We start from the raw sequence: 16,632 nt of genomic DNA, 5'->3' as shown, positions 1-16,632 counted from the left end.
GTATGCGGCGGCCGGCCATAGTGAACGCTCGGAGCCCCGTCCTTCGCCGAGCGTGTTCTGAGGGCGAAAAACGACGAAAAACCTCGCCCTCACGTCACGCTCGGCGCAGGCGGCGGCCGAGTACCAACGACTATCACCACCCCAGAACGGTTGCTCAACAACGACGACGGCCCGGGGCGACCCGCGCCTACTTCTTGAACCGCCCGGCGAAGCCGCGCAGCGGGAGGTCAGCGCTGGTGATCAGGCCGGCGGGTGCGGCGACGACGGACTTGATCGCGTTGAGGGCCGGCATGCCGGTAACGGTCATGCCGATGGATGCGAAGTTGTCCGGGTTGGACAGATCCACACCGGGTTTCGGGAAGATCATGTGCTTGTTGTAGATGCACGGATCGCCCTTGATCTGAGTGATGTAGCAGCCCTTGATATCCCAGTTCGGGTCGGTGTGTGGGGTCATCTGCCATTCCAGGTGCGTTTCGACCCGCGGCACCCCGTCGACCATGCCCTGGTACTTGATGTAATTGCCGCCCAGCGAGCCCTTGGGCAGCGTGTACCAACCCAGGTCGACGTCCTTGGTGCACGCGCCCAGCTCGTAGCTGAACTTCACCTCGTCGAGCGGCAAGTCGAAGCAGTCCGCCATCATCAGCACGCTGTCGGCGAACACCCGCGTGTACTTTTCCAGCTTCGACGGAATCTCCGGATCATCCACGGGCAGGCCATAGCCGACCTCGATCCAGGTGTCCTTGGAGTGATGACATGACACGTCCACCGACTCGATGGTGGTGACGTTCTCGATCTCGGCGACGTCGGCCGAACACACCACGCCGAGAATCTGATTCACCCCCGGGTTCATCCCGGTGCCATAAAACGTGGCGCCACCCTTCTCGCACGCCTCACCCAACAGCTGAGTCACCGGCTTGCCCGACGGGTGGGGGTGGTTCTTGTCCCGGTGCCACCCCGTGATCCAGTCCGCGGTCGTCACGATATTGATGCCGGCCTCGAGCACTTTGACGTAGAGGTCCTCGTCCGGAAACACTCCGTGGAACGTCAACACATCCGGTTTGGCCGCGATGATTTCGGCAACGCTGCCCGTGGCTTTGACACCGACCGGCTCGATCCCGGCCAGCTCGCCGACGTCGGTGCCCACCTTCTCCGGCGAATAGCAGTGCACCCCAACGAGTTCAAGGTCCGGCTGCGTCTGCAGCCGCTTGATCATCTCCGAACCGACGTTGCCGGTGGCGACCTGGAAGACTCGGATCGGTGCATTCATTCGGGTTCAGCCTTTCTGAGCTGCTGCGTAGACCTCGGCGGCGCTGCCGCCAATGCCGTCGGGATAAAACTGCTTGGCCCACTTGCGAATTGCGGTGAACCCCTGGTATTCGTCGGTGGCCAGTGCGGGGGGATCCGAGTAGCGCTGGTGTTGCCAGATGTAGATGTCCTGCTCGAACTGCCGGATCACTTCCTGTCCGAATTCGTGCGCCTTGGTCTCCGCCCGGACGGGATCCCTGGACGGCTTGCGGCCGATGTAGACCATGAACCGGACGTCGGAGGTGGCGTCGTCGACCGGGGTGACCGCGGAAACGGTGCGGTTGTCTACCATGCCCCAGCTTCGGGTCACCGCGATTCCCAGACCACCATTGATCGCCTCCACGCCGCTGTTGACGTCCTCGATCCTCTGCCCGTCGTCACCCTCGAAGGTGATGGTGAAGTCGACGTAGGACACCGGCTTGGCGAAGTCGTGGCGGGTGAAGACCGGCACGATCGGGGTGTTGTGCACGAACTTGAAATGCGCGAAATCCACGCCGTTTTCGAGCACGTACTGTGGGTGCATTTCCAGGCTCGGCTCGTACAGCCGCTGCTGTGGGTAGTAGTCTGCGGCGGTGCGGCCGTCTTCGAAGCTGGCGAACACGTCCGGCGCGTCGAAGTACGGCTCGCGTCCCTCGGCGTCATGCCAGATGTAGACCGACTCGTTGCGCTCGACGACGGGGTGTGTCTGGATGCGCCGGCCACGGTTGGGGCGGGCTTGGTAGGGGATGCAGACGTTGCGGCCCTCTTGGCTCCACTGCCACCCGTGGAACGGGCACTGCAACACCTCGCCGACGACTTTGCCGCCGTAACCCAGGTGCGCCCCGAGGTGTTCGCAGTAGGCGTTCATGACGGTGAGCTGCCCGGACTCGGCGCGCCAGGCGACCATCTCCTGATCGAAGTACTTCATCGAGTGCACGTCACCGACGCCGATCTCGTCGGACCAGGCCACCTGGAACCACCCGGTGGGCTTCATCGACAATGGCGGCTTGACCATCTGCGCTGTCCTCCTCGGCGGGTTCGTACGGATAATCACAGTACCCTCTATGAAAAAGCTAGTCGAGACCATAGGATCCACAAGATGACAGCGCGGGCCAGTGCAGCCGGCATCGTGGGACCCCGTACCGACCGGCGTCCCAACCGGCGCGGCAACGCGACTCGCGAGAGCATGCTCGAGGCGGCCCTCAAGTCGCTGGCGTCGGGCGCGCCGGGCTCGGTGTCGGCCAACCGGATTGCCAAAGACAGCGGCGCGACCTGGGGCGCGGTGCAATACCAGTTCGGCGACACCGACGGATTCTGGGCCGCGGTGCTGCACCGTACGGCGCAACGCCGCGAAGCGACGTTCTCGACGCTGTCGACTCCTGTTCGACCGGACGCGCCCCTGCAGGAGCGTGTCGGCGTCATCATCGAAACCCTCTATCGTGGCTTGGCGTCGGCCGATTCACGCGCGGTCGAAAACCTGCGGGCCGCGCTGCCGCGCGACCCCCAGGAACTCGAACGGCTCTATCCACGCACCGCCGCCGAACTGTTCTCGTGGGGCAAGAGCTGGCTGCAGACCTGCGAGAGCGCCTTCGCCGGCCTCGACGTCGACCCGAAGCGGGTACGTGAGGTGGCCGCGCTGATTCCGGGCGCAATGCGCGGGCTGGTCTCGGAGCGCCAACTGGGCTCTTACAGCGACCTCGACATGGCCCGCCGCGCCCTGACCAACGCCCTGGTGGCATATCTCGAAAGTTCACGGCGGCGAAAGTGACCGGAACAATCGAACCTTTCGTTCTCGAAGTGGCCGAAGTTCAAATCAGCAACCTTCGTCAACGGCTCGGCAACGCCCGGTGGCCGAGCGAAATCGCTGATGCGGCGTGGGACTACGGCACGGACCAGTTGTTCCTGCGCAGCGTGGTCGATCATTGGGTGAATCGCTACGACTGGCGTGCCCTCGAGGCCGAGGTCAATGCGATCGGATCTTTCCTCACCGAGGCTGCGGGGCAGCGCGTGCACTTCCTGCACGCAAAGTCCGACGACCCGCGGGCGATCCCCCTGGTCGTCACGCACGGCTGGCCGGGCTCCATCGTCGAGTTCTTGGACGCGCTGCCGTTGCTGCGCAAGCGATTCCACGTCGTCCTGGTGTCCATGCCCGGCTATGGCTTCTCGGGCCCGACGCGTGAGCGCGGTGTCGACGTCGCCCGTGTCGCCGCGGCGGTGGCCGACGTGATGGCACAGCTCGGCTACCAGCGTTACGTCGCCCAAGGCGGTGACTGGGGTGCCCTCGTCACCCGTTACCTGGGACAGCACCACGCGGATACCGTGGCCGCTATCCACACCAACATGCTGTTCGCGTCGCCCGACCAGAACGACCCCGAACTATTGGCCAACATCACCGAGTCGGAACTCGCCGGCATCGCCGCCAGCGCCGAGCGAATTGCAGACGGCACGGCGTACATGGAAGTGCAAGCAACGCGGCCACATTCGCTGGGCTACGGGCTGGACGACTCGCCGCTGGGCCTGGCCGGATGGATACTCGAGAAGTTTCACGCCTGGTGCGATATCAGAGACGGCATGCCCATCAGCACCGACCGGCTCATCGACAACCTGATGTTCTACTGGCTGACCGGCACGGCGACCTCGGCGGCGCGACTCTACTGCGAATCCGCGCGGGCGGGCACGGGGCCACTCAGCGGATGGACCGGTCGTGTCGATGTCCCCACCGGCTACGCGGTCTATCCCTACGAGCTTCTGCAGACACCGCGCGCGTGGGCGGCCGCCCAGTACAACCTGGTTCACTACGCGATTCAGCAACGCGGCGGCCACTTCGCCGCATTCGAACAACCCACCGCTTTCGCCGCCGATTTGGCGGCCTTCGCCGACGTCCTGCTCGAGGAAAAGGTGTTCTAGTCAGGCGTCGATGACCAACCGGCCGGATTTCGCCCGCGACACGCACACCAGCATCTCGTCACCGCCCTCGGCCGCGCGGCCGCGCCGATCAACCTGTCCAGCAAGCACTTTGACCTTGCAAGTGCCGCAGAAACCCTGCTGGCAGGAGTGGGCCGTGGTCGGATCCCCGTCGAGCATGACGTCCAGCGCCGACCGGTTCGCCGGCACATTGAGCACCCGCTTCGATCGCGCGAGCTCCAGTTCGAACTGCGCTCCGTCGACCACCGGCGGCGGGCTGAATCGCTCGTAATGCAGTGGCGCATCGGCGTATTCGTTCCGGGCCATGCGGACGGCGTCCAGCATCGCACTCGGTCCGCACACATAGACCGCCGTCGTCGGACCCGTCCCGGCCAGCAGCTCGTCCACAGCGGCGCACCGGCCGTGCTCGTCGTCGGCCCATACCGTCACCCGGTCCGGTGCCAGCGACACCAACTCGTCCAGGAATGGCATGTATTCGCGGCTGCGGCCCGCATAGATTGCACGCCAATCCATTCCGCGCTGCTGGGCCACCCGCATCATCGGCAGAATGGGCGTCACACCGATACCGCCGATCACGAACAGCACGTCCCGCTCGGCGGTGCCCAGATAGAACGCGTTGCGCGGACCCTCGAACAGCAAGGTGTCACCGACGTCGAAAGCCTCATGCATCTCGATCGAACCGCCGCCACCGTCGGCGATCCTGCGGATGGCGATGCGGTAGTCCGTGCGCCGTCCAGGCGGACCGGACAGCGAGTACTGCCGGCGCCGGCCGGAGGGCAGTTGCACGTCGATGTGCCCGCCGGGCGTCCAGGACGGGAGCAGGCCACCGTCGGGGTCGGCCAGTGTCAGCGCGACCACGTCGGGCGCGACGAGTTCGCGCTTGGTGATGGTCGCGCGGTGCGTTCGTCGCACCGCACTCACCCGCGCCGGCGTCCAGCGCGAGACCGAGCCGAATCCCTCGAACAGCGCGCGAACGCCCCATAACGCGGTCAGGAACCGGTCGCGGTCACGGCGCCCGTACAGGTCAGGGGGCCTGCTGGTCCAGATACTTTGTGACACAGCGCAATACCTACTTCGGCCGGATGTCGAATCGCGCTAGCAGCCGGATCGCCGAGGGGCTGATCCGGCGCATCGCGTAGCCGAGTCTGGACTCCGCGGCGATGGGCAACACCGGTGGGCCGGTCCTGACGGCCTTGACGATCGCCTTGGCGGTGGCCTCCGGTGTGTAGTTGCGCCGTCGGTACGACGCGTCGGCCTGCTGCCGGGCCCGCTCCTGCTGCTCGGCCGACAGGCCTGCGTAGACAGTACTTTTGGCGATGTTGGTGTTGACGAAACCGGGGCAAACGGCCGTCACGGTGATGCCTTCGTCGGCTAGGTCGGCGCGCAGCGATTCGCTGAATGCCAGTACAGCGGCCTTCGTAGTGGAATAGGCGACCATCGACTTCGACGGCAGGAACGCCGACGCCGACGAAACGTTGATGATGGTTCCCCCCTCGCCGCGCTCGACCATCTGCGCTCCGAATGCCCTGCTGCCGCTGATCACACCCCGGACGTTGACGCCCATGATGTCGTCCCAGTGCGCCGACGTGGTCTCCAGGAACCGACCCGCCATCCCAATGCCGGCGTTGTTCACCAGGATGTCAACCACGCCATGGTCGTTGAATACGTGTGCGGCAAGGTCGTTCATCGTTTGCTCGTCGCTGACATCCGCCTTGTACGCCGCCGCCTCGACACCCGTCGCGCGCACCGCATCCACAGTTTCCTCCGCCGCGGCCAAGTCACGATCGACGATCACCACCTTGCGGGCGCCCTGCCGCGCCAGTTCCAGGGCGGTGGCCCGGCCGATACCGGCCCCCGCCCCCGTCACCAGCGCGAGTTTTCCCGCCACCTGGCGTGGTCCGCCGCGCACAACCGACGGTCCGGGAGCGACGTCGCCGGCGGTGACCTGGTCGACCCATTCGGCGGTCAACCGGGCGACAACATCGGGACGCGAGGTCACCATCCAGTGCCCACCCTCGACCGTAATCACCCTGCCGCCCTGTGGAATTGCGCCGGTAAAGCGCTGCAGCGCGGGCGTGACGAACCTGTCTTTGCGTGGGACCAGCACCTGGGTCGGCACATTGATCTGGGGCAGCGGCGAGCCGGGTGACAGAATCGGCGCGGGCATGTTCGCCCGGTACAGGTTGAGGCCGTTGACGTAGTCCCCGATCGAGCGGGGCACCGCGCCGCGTTGACTGCGGGTGCTGGTTCGGCCGATACGCTCAGCGGCGCGGAGGACTTTGACGCCCAGTCCGGAGCGAAATGCCAGTTCCGGAAGCCCCGGGCACAGAAAGAAACCGATATACCCCGACCCCACAAGCTGTTTGACAACGTCGGCCACGGCGCGCGGAGTGCGGGCCGAGCGCAGGAACGTGCCCGCGTACCGCAGGTCCGGGCCGGAGATCGACGTGAACGACGCGATCTTGCCCGCCATCGAGTCGTCGGCGACCGCGGGCCAGGCCTGAATCGAGCCCCAGTCGTGGGCCAGCAAGTGGACCGGACCGACCCCGAGGCTGTCGATCACCGCGCCGATGTCGGAGAGCAGCTGGTCGAATCGGTACCCGGATTGGCTTGCCGGACAAGATGATTCGCCGGCACCGCGGACGTCATAGGCCACGAAGTTGTATCGGTTGGACCGCCGGTCCAGCAGCTCTCGGGCTACGCCGTCCCACACATGGTGGTTGTCGGGCCAGCCGTGAATAGCCAGCACGGTGGGACGCTGCGGCTCGACCTCGGTGTAGTGGTGGACGGCCAGTGTGACGCCGTCCGACGCGGTGACCGGCATTGGTCAGTGCGCCGCACGCGCCGCGGGTGAGCGGGCCAGGTAGTCGACCGCCTCCCCAAGCCCGCCCAGCTGTGACGGGTGAAAGCCCGGTTTGTAGTAGCCGGCGACCACCCGTGCCATGCGCAGCGGCCCGGGCACCAAACCCTGACGGGCCGCCTTGATGTAGTCCCGCCACCGCGGCTTGGTTCCCGGCCGCAGGTACGGGTCCACGGAATACATGAATCGCACCCCCCGAATCCACAACAACAGCAGCACCGGCGTAACAGCCAACTGAGCGCGCACCTGCCGGAAGTACCCGGCCCGCAGATGTTTCATGGTGTCAAAGGCCACGGACTTGTGCTCAACTTCTTCGGCGCCGTGCCACCGCAGCATGTCCAGCATCACCGGATCGGTGCCGACGACGTCAAGCTGCGGGGAGTCCAGGATCCACTCCCCCAAAACCGCCGTGTAGTGCTCGATCGCGGCGATGAACGAAACCTGCTCCAGCAGCCAACTGCGCCGTCGGCGTGTACTCATCCGAGGCCGGTCGCCCAGCAGCTTCTGGAACAACCACCCGACCTGGCCCGTGAATGGCGTCACGTCGATGCCCTCGGCGGCGAAGTGCTCGAGCACTCCGGAATGCGCCTGGGAATGCATCGCCTCCTGGCCGATGAACCCCTGCACGTCCAACCGCAGTTGGTCGTCCTTGATCAGCGGCAGGGCATTTTTGAACACCTCGACAAAGAACTCCTCGCCGGCCGGCAGCAACAGGTGCAAGACGTTGAGGGTGTGGGTGGCCATCGGCTCTTCGGGCACGTAGTGAAACGGCAGCTTTGTCCAGTCGAACTTGACGTCACGCGCCTCGAGCACCAGACGTTCGTGGTCGGCCGCGCCGGATTCTTTCGAGCGTGGACCTGCCGCACGGTCCTCGACGGTGAACATCGCAGCCACCTTTACAAAACCACCTCATATGTCACAGCGCTAGACATCATGTGCTGGCGAGTATAGCCAGGTCGTACTGCGCGGGGTCCGGGTGTTCCAGCATCGCGCGATGCGCCGCGGGGGTGAACGGCCACACCTCGGGCAGCCCGTCCTTGCCCAGGTACCAGCTGTTGCAGCCAGTGGTCCACACCGTGTTCGGCATCGCGGCGCGCAGCTCGGAGTTGAATGACTCCGTCGCCGAGGATGTCGGCTCGACGGTGTCGAATTCCTGGCGGCGCCAGCGCCGTATCCATCCGACAATGTGGTCGGCCTGCGATTCGGCGACAGCGGTGAGCGCGAGGTTGCCAACCGGGCTGTGCGGTCCCAGCATCATGAAGAAGTTGGGAAAGCCGGGCATCGCGACGGTCTGGTAGGCCCGCGGACCGTCGCGCCATACCTCGTCGGCGGCGATCCCGTCCCGCCCGGTGAGTTGCATCGGCCGAAAGAAGGCATGCGTGTCGAAGCCGGTGGCCAGCACGATGACGTCCGCCTCGTGTAGGACGCCGTCTACGGTGACGATGCCCAGGGCTTCCACGTGGTCGATTCCGGCGGTGACCAGTTCGACGTCGTCGCGCTGCATCGCCCGGTAGAAGCCGCCCGACATCACCAGTCGCTTGCACATTGGCGTGTAATCGGGAGTCAGCGCTTCTCGCAGCTCCGGGTCACGCACCTCCCAGAGGCTCGCGCGGCACAGCGCTGCCATGATCTTTCGCCGCAAGCCGGGCTTGGTGAGCCCCACCGCGAAAAGGTCGTAGGCGGCGCTGTATGCCCGGTAGGCCAGCAGATCAAGCCACGGAGCGCGTCGGCGGGTCGCGCTGGTGAACCTGCTGTAGCGGGGATTCGGCAGCTTCAGCACCCATTGCGCGGTGCGTTGGAACAGCAGCACCTTGCTCGCCACGTCGACCAGACCGCAGACCAGCTGCGCACCCGTCGACCCGGTGCCGATGATCGCGATGCGGCGCCCCGGGAGGGCGACGCTGTGATCCCAACGAGCGGAATGAAATACGGTCCCGCCGAAGTCGTCCAGACCGGCGATCGACGGCATGCGTGGATGGTGCAGCACGCCGGTGGCCGAGATCAAGAAGTCGACCGTGGATTCGGTACCGGCGTCCGTGCGCACCACCCAACGCCCGTTCTCGTAACGCGCACTGGCGATTTCGGTGCCGAACCGGATCCGTTCCCGCAGCCCGAATCGGTCCGCGATGCCCCGGAAGTAGGCCTGGATCTCACTGCCCGGCGAAAACATGCGCGTCCAGTCGGGGTTGGTCGCGAACGTGTACTGGTAGACGCGCGAGGGTATGTCGCAGAACAGGCCGGGATAAGTATTCTCACGCCACGTTCCGCCGACCTCGTCGGCCTTCTCGTAAATGGTGACGTCGGTGATGCCGTTGCGCAGCAATGCAATTGCGACGCACAACCCCGACATGCCGGCTCCGACGACGGCGACCGAGGGATCGCGCCCGGCCATCGGTCTATCCGCCTTCCGCGCGGTGCTTGAGGCGCTCCAGGGTGAGCTGAATGTGCTTGGCGTTGGCCGCAGCCCGATCCGGGACTCCGGTGCTCCAGCCGGCGAGCTTACGGAACCAGCCTGGCCGGCGGTCCCAGGTGCTCTCGGTGACGTGGCAACCACCGTCGGCGGCGACAATGTCGTACTGCCAACGCGAGACCGGCAGCAAGGCATACCGAACATTGAAGGCGAAGCGCCGGCCGGGTTCGGCGTCGGTCACCCGGCACTGGGTGGTCCAGCCCTGGTCACCGTTTTTGTTATGACCGACGAACACCGCCCCTTTGCAGACGGACTTACCTTTGCGGAGCTCCATCGCGAAGGCCTCCTCGGCCAGCGAGGCCAGCGTCGGCAGGTCGGTGATCAGCTGGTACACCACCTCGGGAGGGGCGCCGATGCGCACGCTCGCCGAAGCCGAAGGGCCGGCGGACAACGTTGTCATGCGCCGATCATAGAACTAGATAGGTGCGTTGCCGCGCAGATGTTCGAAGATCAGTGAGGTCTGGGTGCCCGCGACATCGGCGTCGGCATTGAGGTTCTCGACCACGAACGACCGCAGATCCTCGGTGTCGCGCGCGGCGACGTGCAGGATGAAATCGTCGGCGCCGGCAAGAAAATAGACGTCCATCACCTGGCGCCTGCGGCGGATCTGCTGGATGAAGCTGCGAATCTTGCCGCGCGCGTTGGATTGCAAGGTGACCGAGATCATCGCCTGTAGCGGCAGTCCCACCGCCACCGGGTCGATGTCGGTGTAAAAGCCGCGGATCACTCCCACGTCCACCAACCGCCTGACACGCCCGTGGCAGGTCGACGCAGCGATGCCCACCGCGTCGGCGAGCGCATTGTTGGTGATCCGCGCGTCGGCGTGCAGCAGGCTCAGGATTTTGCGGTCGACGACATCCAGGTCGCTAGCCCGAACATCCTTCGGCACATCCCGGACCGCAGCCGTGTGTCCCGTTGACTTTTCAGTCATGTTACGAATGTACAGAATTATCGTCAGCCTCTTTGCTCCCTGTTCGAGCTTTCTTCACACTTGAGGGCATGCGAGTCGGCATTCCCACCGAGACCAAAAACAACGAATTTCGGGTCGCCCTCACCCCGGCCGGCGTTGCCGAACTGACCCGGCGGGGCCACGAGGTGCTCGTCCAGGCCGGCGCCGGAGTGGGCTCGGCGATCACCGACAGCGACTTCAAGGCCGCGGGCGCCCAGCTGATCGACACCGCAGACCAGGTATGGACCGCAGCGGACCTGCTGCTGAAGGTCAAAGAACCGCTGGTGGGCGAATATTCGCTGCTGCGCCACGGCCAAATCCTGTTCACCTATCTCCATCTGGCCGCCTCGCGTGCCTGCGCCGACGCGCTATTGGCTTCCGGTGCAACGGCAATCGCCTACGAGACCGTCCAACACGCCGACGGCACGCTACCCTTGCTGGCCCCCATGAGCGAAGTCGCCGGGCGGCTCTCCGCCCAGGTGGGCGCCTATCACCTGATGCGGACGCACGGCGGACGCGGGGTGCTGATGGGTGGGGTCCCCGGAGTGAAGGCGGCCGACGTGGTGGTGATCGGCGGCGGCACCGCCGGGTACAACGCAGCCCGCGTCGCCTCCGGCATGGGTGCCGACGTCATGGTTTTCGACGTCAACGTCAACAAGCTTCGCGAACTCGACTCCGAATTCAGGGGCACGGTCGGCACCCGCTATTCGTCGGCCTACGAGCTCGAGGGTGCGGTCAAGCGGGCCGACCTGGTGATCGGAGCCGTCCTGGTGCCGGGTGCCAGGGCACCTCGGTTGATATCGAATTCACTTGTCGCACACATGAAGCCGGGCGCGGTGCTGGTCGACATCGCCATCGACCAGGGTGGGTGCTTCGAAGACTCCCGGCCTACCACCCACGACGACCCCACCTTTCCCGTGCACGACGCGTTGTTCTACTGCGTAGCCAACATGCCCAGCGCGGTTCCCAGGACGTCGACCTATGCACTGACCAACGCGACGATGCCGTACGTACTCAAGCTCGCCGACCAGGGTTGGCGGGCGGCCTGCCGATCGGATCCTGCACTGGCCAAGGGCCTTTCGACACACGACGGCACGCTGCTATGCGAACAGGTGGCCAGCGACCTGGGTTTGCCGTTTACCGCGCCGGCGAGCGTGCTGACCTGACGTTCAGGGGTGCACACCCGGGTTGAGGCTGGCAACGATCTCGGCCACCGGCCCGGGCATGGCCTTGCGATACGCCGTTCCCGCCCACAAATTGGTGCCGTGTGGATCGTCGGCGTCGACCGCCGCCGCTCGAATCGGTTCGGTCATCTGATTGACCTCGGGATAGCCCAGCGGCGCGACGTGATCGAGGAGTCGCGTGAAGTTGTTGGCCAGACCGCGCGCATACCGACCCGAGAAGGCCCGGCTGACCAGGCAGTCGGAGAACTCCGGGAGCTTCAGCGCGGCACGGTGCACGGGATTGGTGCCGGCTTCGTCGGCCAGCAGCAGCGCGGTGCCGACCTGCGCGGCCACCGCTCCCCTGTCCAGCGCGGCGGCGACGTCTTCGGCGGTGCCCAGCCCACCCGCTGCGATGAGCGGGATGTCGCGGTGCGCGTGCGCGATCCGACCCAGGAGGTCGTGCAGCGTTTCGCTGCCGGGTTCCATGTCCGGGGCGAAGGTGCCCCGGTGACCGCCGGCATCCGGCCCCTGGACCACCAGGTTGTCCGCGCCCGCGGCGATGGCCACCCCGGCCTCGTAGGCCGACGTCACCGTGACCGACACCAAAAGGCCCAGCGCGCTGAAGCGGCGGACGATGTCCGGTGCCGGCGTCCCAAAGGTGAATGACACCATCTCGGGCCGCACATCGGAAACCACCTCGAGCTTGCGCTCCCACTCGTCGTTGTAGTCGTAGTCGAGCCGGCCGATCTCGACGTGGTAGTGGTCGGCGATCTCTTCGAGCTCTTCGGCGTAGTAGTCCAACTGCGTCCAGTCGGCGACACTGGGTTGGGGCACAAGCAGATTGACACCGATCGGGCCGGTGGTGGCGGCACGCGCCGCGGCGATGTCGGTGGCGAACTGCTCGGCGCCGATGTAGCCGCCGGCAACGAAACCCAGCCCGCCCGCGTTCGACACCCCCGCCGCCAGCGCCGGGGTGCTCGGGCCACCGGCCATGGGCGCGCCGACGATCGGCACCATGAGGTCCCAGAAGCCCAATACCATCGGGCTAGTTCGCCGACGGCGAGCGCCGGCACGGCGCGAGTGAGGAGGCGGACATTTGAGGCTACCCTACCATCGCCCGAAGTTGTTGTGGCAGCGACCGTTTCGAGGTAAAGGGACCCAGAACCGCGGCACCGAACGGTTTGCTCAGCAGCCGGCGGGCCACCGCGTTGACCTGGTCGACCGTGACCCGCTCGATCTGCTCCAAGGTGTGCTCGATGCTGCGGTGTTCACCGTAATTTAGTTCACTTCGACCCAGGCGGCTCATCCGTGAGCTCGAGTCCTCCAAGCCGAGCACCAGCCCACCCCGCATCGAGCCCTTCGCGATGCGGCATTCCGACTCGGTGATGCCGTCGCGCGCCACGGCACCGAGCACGTCGCAGGTCACTCGCATGACCTCGGCAAAGCGTTCGGGCAGGCACGCCGCATACACCGAGAGCGCACCGCTGTCGGCGAAGATATCCAGTGCGGAGTAGACCGAATAGGCCAACCCGCGGGCCTCGCGCACCTCTTGGAACAGCCGCGAACTCAGTCCGCCGCCCAGCGCGGTGTGCAACACCGACAGCGCCCAGCGATGCTCCCAGCCGCGCCCGGGCGTGCGCACGCCCAACGACACGTGGATCTGCTCGGCGTCGCGGTTGCCGAGCAGCAGCCCGGGGTGGCCGGTCACCCTGCCCGCGCCCTTGCGGGGCGCAACCGGCCGCCGCCCGCGGACCAACCGCGACCGGAAGTGTTCGCGCACCAACGCGATCACCTCGTCGTGGTCGACATTGCCGGCCACCGCGACGACCATCCGCTCCGGCGTGTAGCGCCGGACGTGAAACGAATGCAGCTGGGCTCGCGTCATCGCGGACACCGACTGCGTACTGCCGATCACCGGACGTCCCACCGGATGGTCACCGAACAGCGCCGTCAGGAACATGTCGGCCAGCGCGTCCTCGGGGTCGTCGTCGCGCATCGCGATCTCCTCGAGGACCACGTCGCGCTCCAGTTCGACGTCGTCGGCGGCGCAGCGACCGTTGAGCACCACGTCGGCGACCAGGTCGACGGCCAGTGCCAGGTCGCTGTCGAGTACGTGCGCGTAGTAGCAGGTGTGCTCCTTGGCGGTGAACGCGTTCAGCTCCCCGCCGACGGCGTCCATCGCCTGCGCGATATCCACCGCGGTGCGGGTCGGGGTCGACTTGAACAGCAGATGCTCGAGGAAGTGCGCGGCGCCGGCCACCGTGGCGCCTTCGTCGCGCGATCCGACGCCGACCCAGACCCCGACCGAGGCGGAGCGCACCGCCGGCAGGTATTCGGTGACCACACGCAGGCCACCCGGCAAAGTGGTGCGGCGCAGTGCTGCAGCCGCACCAGGATCAGCTGCTGGGCCTGGATCAGCTGGTGGCATCGGCAGGTGCGGCGGGAGCGGCGACCGCTGAGTTCGCGCCGTCCTCTTCGTCCACCAAAACCAGGGAGATCTTGCCCCGCTTGTCGATATCGGCGATTTCCACGCGCAGCTTGTCGCCGACGTGGACGACGTCTTCGACCTTCGCGATGCGCTTGCCCCGGCCGAGTTTGGAGATGTGCACCAGACCGTCGCGACCGGGCAGCAGCGACACGAACGCACCGAAATCGGTTGTCTTGACCACAGTTCCGAGGAACCGTTCGCCCGCCGTCGGCAGCTGCGGGTTGGCGATCGCGTTGATCTTGTCGATCGCGGCCTGCGCGGACGGCCCGTCGGTGGCGCCGACGAACACGGTGCCGTCGTCCTCGATCGAGATCTGCGCGCCGGTCTCCTCGGTGATGGCGTTGATGACCTTCCCCTTGGGACCGATGACCTCGCCGATCTTGTCCACCGGCACCTTGATGGTGGTCACCCGCGGGGCGTAGGGGCTCATCTCGTCGGGGGCGTCGATGGCCTCGGCCATGACTTCGAGGATGGTCAGGCGGGCGTCCTTGGCCTGCGCGAGAGCACCTGCCAGGACCTTCGACGGGATCCCGTCGAGCTTGGTGTCCAGCTGCAGCGCGGTGACGAAGTCCTTGGTGCCGGCGACCTTGAAGTCCATGTCGCCGAACGCGTCTTCGGCGCCCAAGATGTCGGTCAGGGTGACAAAACGGCGCTCGGTACCCCCGCCGTCAACCTCTACATCGTCGGAGACCAGGCCCATCGCGATGCCGGCCACCGGCGCCTTGAGCGGCACCCCGGCGTTGAGCAGCGCCAGCGTGGACGCGCACACCGAGCCCATCGACGTCGAGCCGTTGGAGCCCAGCGCCTCGGACACCTGGCGGATGGCGTACGGGAATTCCTCGACGCCGGGTAACACGGGCACCAGGGCCCGCTCGGCCAGCGCGCCGTGCCCGATCTCACGCCGCTTGGGTGAGCCGACCCGTCCGGTCTCGCCGGTGGAGAACGGCGGGAAGTTGTAGTGGTGCATGTACCGCTTCGACGTCTCGGGCCCCAACGAGTCGATCTGCTGGGCCATCTTGACCATGTCGAGGGTGGTGACCCCGAGGATCTGGGTTTCGCCGCGTTCGAACAGCGCGCTGCCGTGAGCCCGGGGAACCACCGCGACCTCGGCGGACAACGCGCGGATGTCGGTGATGCCACGGCCGTCGATGCGGAAATGGTCGGTCAGGATGCGCTGCCGGACCAGCTTCTTGGTCAGCGAACGGAACGCGGCGCTGACCTCCTTCTCCCGGCCCGCATAGGTGTCGGCGAGCCGCTCTAGGACCTGGCTCTTGATTTCGTCGGTGCGCTGGTCGCGCTCGGCCTTGCCGCCGATGGTCAGCGCGGCAGCCAGCTCGTCGGTGGCCACCGAGGACACCGAGTAGTACACGTCCTCGCCGTAGTCGGGGAACGTCGGGAAGTCAGCTGCCGGCTTACCGGATTTTCCAGCAGCGTCGACGAGCTCCTGCTGGGCGGTGCACAGCGCGGAGATGAAGGGCTTGGCCGCCTCCAGTCCCTCGGCCACCACGCTTTCCGTGGGCGCCTGGGCGCCGCCGTCGATGAGCGCGATCACGTGATCGGTGGCCTCGGCCTCGACCATCATGATGGCCACATCATCGTCGACTATCCGGCCGGCCACCACCATGTCGAACACGGCGCGCTCAAGCTGCTCCACCGTGGGGAAAGCGATCCAGGTGCCGTCGATGAGCGCGACCCGCACGCCCCCGATGGGGCCGGAGAACGGCAGGCCGCCCAGCTGGGTGGAGGCCGACGCGGCGTTGATGGCCAGCACGTCGTAGAGGTCGTTGGGGTCCAGGCTCAGGATCGTCACCACGACCTGGATCTCGTTGCGCAGACCGTCGACGAACGACGGGCGCAGCGGGCGGTCGATGAGCCGGCAGGTCAGGATCGCGTCGGTGGACGGCCGTCCCTCCCGGCGGAAGAACGAGCCGGGGATGCGGCCGGCGGCGTACATCCGCTCCTCGACGTCGACCGTCAGCGGGAAGAAGTCGAAGTGCTCTTTGGGGCTCTTGCTGGCGGTTGTCGCCGACAGCAGCATGTTCTCGTCGTCGAGGTAGGCGACGACGGCGCCGGCGGCCTGCTGGGCCAGCCTGCCGGTTTCGAAACGAACGGTGCGGGTGCCAAAGCTCCCGTTGTCGATGGTGGCGGTCGCCTCGAAGACGCCCTCTTCAATCTCAGCTACAGACATAGGAGTCCGTGCGGCCTCTCTGGGTATTCAGCTGTTTCGCGCGCTCATGCGCAAGGGCGGTGCTCCAATGGGAGCACCGAGAAGCAGAGTCTGAATACGGCTACGGCCATCGATCGAAGCAGCCGACCTGCCCCAGATCCGGGGAGCCCGGCGGCCACTACCGAGGACCGCCCGATGCAGACCGGGTGCTCCTTGGACACGCATTGTGACGCGCTGGAACGGTACACGCGGATCTGCGCGAACCGCACCACTTGTTTGGGCCGATTCGGGCCCAGAACGCCCCCACTCTACACGGGCAAACCCGC

General features: G+C 66.3%; 14 protein-coding genes. 3 read left to right on the top strand and 11 right to left on the bottom strand.

What is annotated here, in order from left to right; genetic code table 11:
• Positions 1–187: 187 nt before the first annotated feature.
• Together JO236_RS17515 and JO236_RS17510 are read right to left on the bottom strand one after the other, a co-directional pair.
• Complete coding sequence (locus JO236_RS17515) at positions 188–1,267, bottom strand: dihydrodipicolinate reductase (RefSeq protein WP_293333092.1); 1,080 nt, start codon at positions 1,265–1,267, stop codon at positions 188–190.
• A gap of 6 nt (positions 1,268–1,273) precedes the next feature.
• Positions 1,274–2,299 carry a Rieske 2Fe-2S domain-containing protein gene (locus tag JO236_RS17510; RefSeq protein WP_293333089.1) on the bottom strand — a complete coding sequence of 342 codons (1,026 nt, stop codon included), beginning with the start codon at positions 2,297–2,299 and terminating at the stop codon, positions 1,274–1,276.
• A gap of 84 nt (positions 2,300–2,383) precedes the next feature.
• On the opposite strand from JO236_RS17510, the gene JO236_RS17505 reads away from it, so the two are divergent.
• Together JO236_RS17505 and JO236_RS17500 are read left to right on the top strand one after the other, a co-directional pair.
• Complete coding sequence (locus JO236_RS17505; protein ID WP_293333086.1) at positions 2,384–3,052, top strand: TetR/AcrR family transcriptional regulator; 669 nt, start codon at positions 2,384–2,386, stop codon at positions 3,050–3,052.
• The gene (locus JO236_RS17500; protein ID WP_293333083.1) at positions 3,049–4,191 is read left to right on the top strand and encodes an epoxide hydrolase family protein; all 1,143 of its coding nucleotides are present in this window, start codon (positions 3,049–3,051) and stop codon (positions 4,189–4,191) included. Before JO236_RS17505 ends, JO236_RS17500 begins: the two co-directional genes overlap by 4 nt.
• On the opposite strand, the gene JO236_RS17495 is transcribed toward JO236_RS17500, so the two are convergent.
• From JO236_RS17495 to JO236_RS17470, 6 genes are read right to left on the bottom strand one after another with little or no spacing between them, the layout of a single operon-like run.
• On the bottom strand, positions 4,192–5,268 hold the full coding sequence (locus JO236_RS17495) for a PDR/VanB family oxidoreductase (protein WP_293333080.1): 1,077 nt from the start codon (positions 5,266–5,268) through the stop codon (positions 4,192–4,194).
• Positions 5,269–5,278: 10 nt separating this feature from the next.
• Positions 5,279–7,033, bottom strand: a complete 1,755-nt coding sequence (locus JO236_RS17490; protein WP_293333077.1) for an SDR family oxidoreductase — start codon at positions 7,031–7,033, stop codon at positions 5,279–5,281.
• A gap of 3 nt (positions 7,034–7,036) precedes the next feature.
• Entirely contained in the window at positions 7,037–7,954 is a 918-nt protein-coding gene (locus tag JO236_RS17485) for a metal-dependent hydrolase (protein WP_416362274.1), read from the bottom strand.
• Between the two features lie 46 nt (positions 7,955–8,000).
• The gene (locus JO236_RS17480) at positions 8,001–9,461 is read right to left on the bottom strand and encodes a flavin-containing monooxygenase (protein ID WP_293333074.1); all 1,461 of its coding nucleotides are present in this window, start codon (positions 9,459–9,461) and stop codon (positions 8,001–8,003) included.
• 4 nt (positions 9,462–9,465) lie between these two features.
• On the bottom strand, positions 9,466–9,939 hold the full coding sequence (locus JO236_RS17475; RefSeq protein ID WP_293333071.1) for an SRPBCC family protein: 474 nt from the start codon (positions 9,937–9,939) through the stop codon (positions 9,466–9,468).
• 15 nt (positions 9,940–9,954) lie between these two features.
• Positions 9,955–10,470 carry an Lrp/AsnC family transcriptional regulator gene (locus JO236_RS17470; RefSeq protein WP_293333068.1) on the bottom strand — a complete coding sequence of 172 codons (516 nt, stop codon included), beginning with the start codon at positions 10,468–10,470 and terminating at the stop codon, positions 9,955–9,957.
• Between the two features lie 68 nt (positions 10,471–10,538).
• On the opposite strand from JO236_RS17470, the gene ald reads away from it, so the two are divergent.
• Positions 10,539–11,654: an alanine dehydrogenase gene (gene ald / locus JO236_RS17465; protein WP_293333065.1), complete on the top strand. Its 1,116-nt coding sequence runs from the start codon at positions 10,539–10,541 to the stop codon at positions 11,652–11,654.
• Positions 11,655–11,657: 3 nt separating this feature from the next.
• On the opposite strand, the gene JO236_RS17460 is transcribed toward ald, so the two are convergent.
• The 3 genes from JO236_RS17460 to JO236_RS17450 form a co-directional block, all read right to left on the bottom strand.
• Positions 11,658–12,692 (bottom strand): nitronate monooxygenase, encoded by a 1,035-nt coding sequence (locus tag JO236_RS17460; protein WP_293333062.1) that lies wholly within the window; start codon positions 12,690–12,692, stop codon positions 11,658–11,660.
• A 61-nt stretch (positions 12,693–12,753) separates the two neighbouring features.
• Positions 12,754–14,079, bottom strand: coding sequence for a M16 family metallopeptidase (locus JO236_RS17455; protein WP_293333059.1), 1,326 nt, complete (start codon positions 14,077–14,079; stop codon positions 12,754–12,756).
• Positions 14,066–16,327 carry a polyribonucleotide nucleotidyltransferase gene (locus JO236_RS17450; protein ID WP_293333056.1) on the bottom strand — a complete coding sequence of 754 codons (2,262 nt, stop codon included), beginning with the start codon at positions 16,325–16,327 and terminating at the stop codon, positions 14,066–14,068. The genes JO236_RS17455 and JO236_RS17450 overlap by 14 nt, the downstream gene beginning before the upstream one ends.
• Between the last annotated feature and the right edge of the window lie 305 nt (positions 16,328–16,632).

The organism is Mycobacterium sp., from assembly GCF_019247635.1.
Lineage (GTDB): Bacteria > Actinomycetota > Actinomycetes > Mycobacteriales > Mycobacteriaceae > Mycobacterium.
Note: the sequence above shows the minus strand (reverse complement) of the source record. Positions and strands in the feature narration are given on the sequence as shown.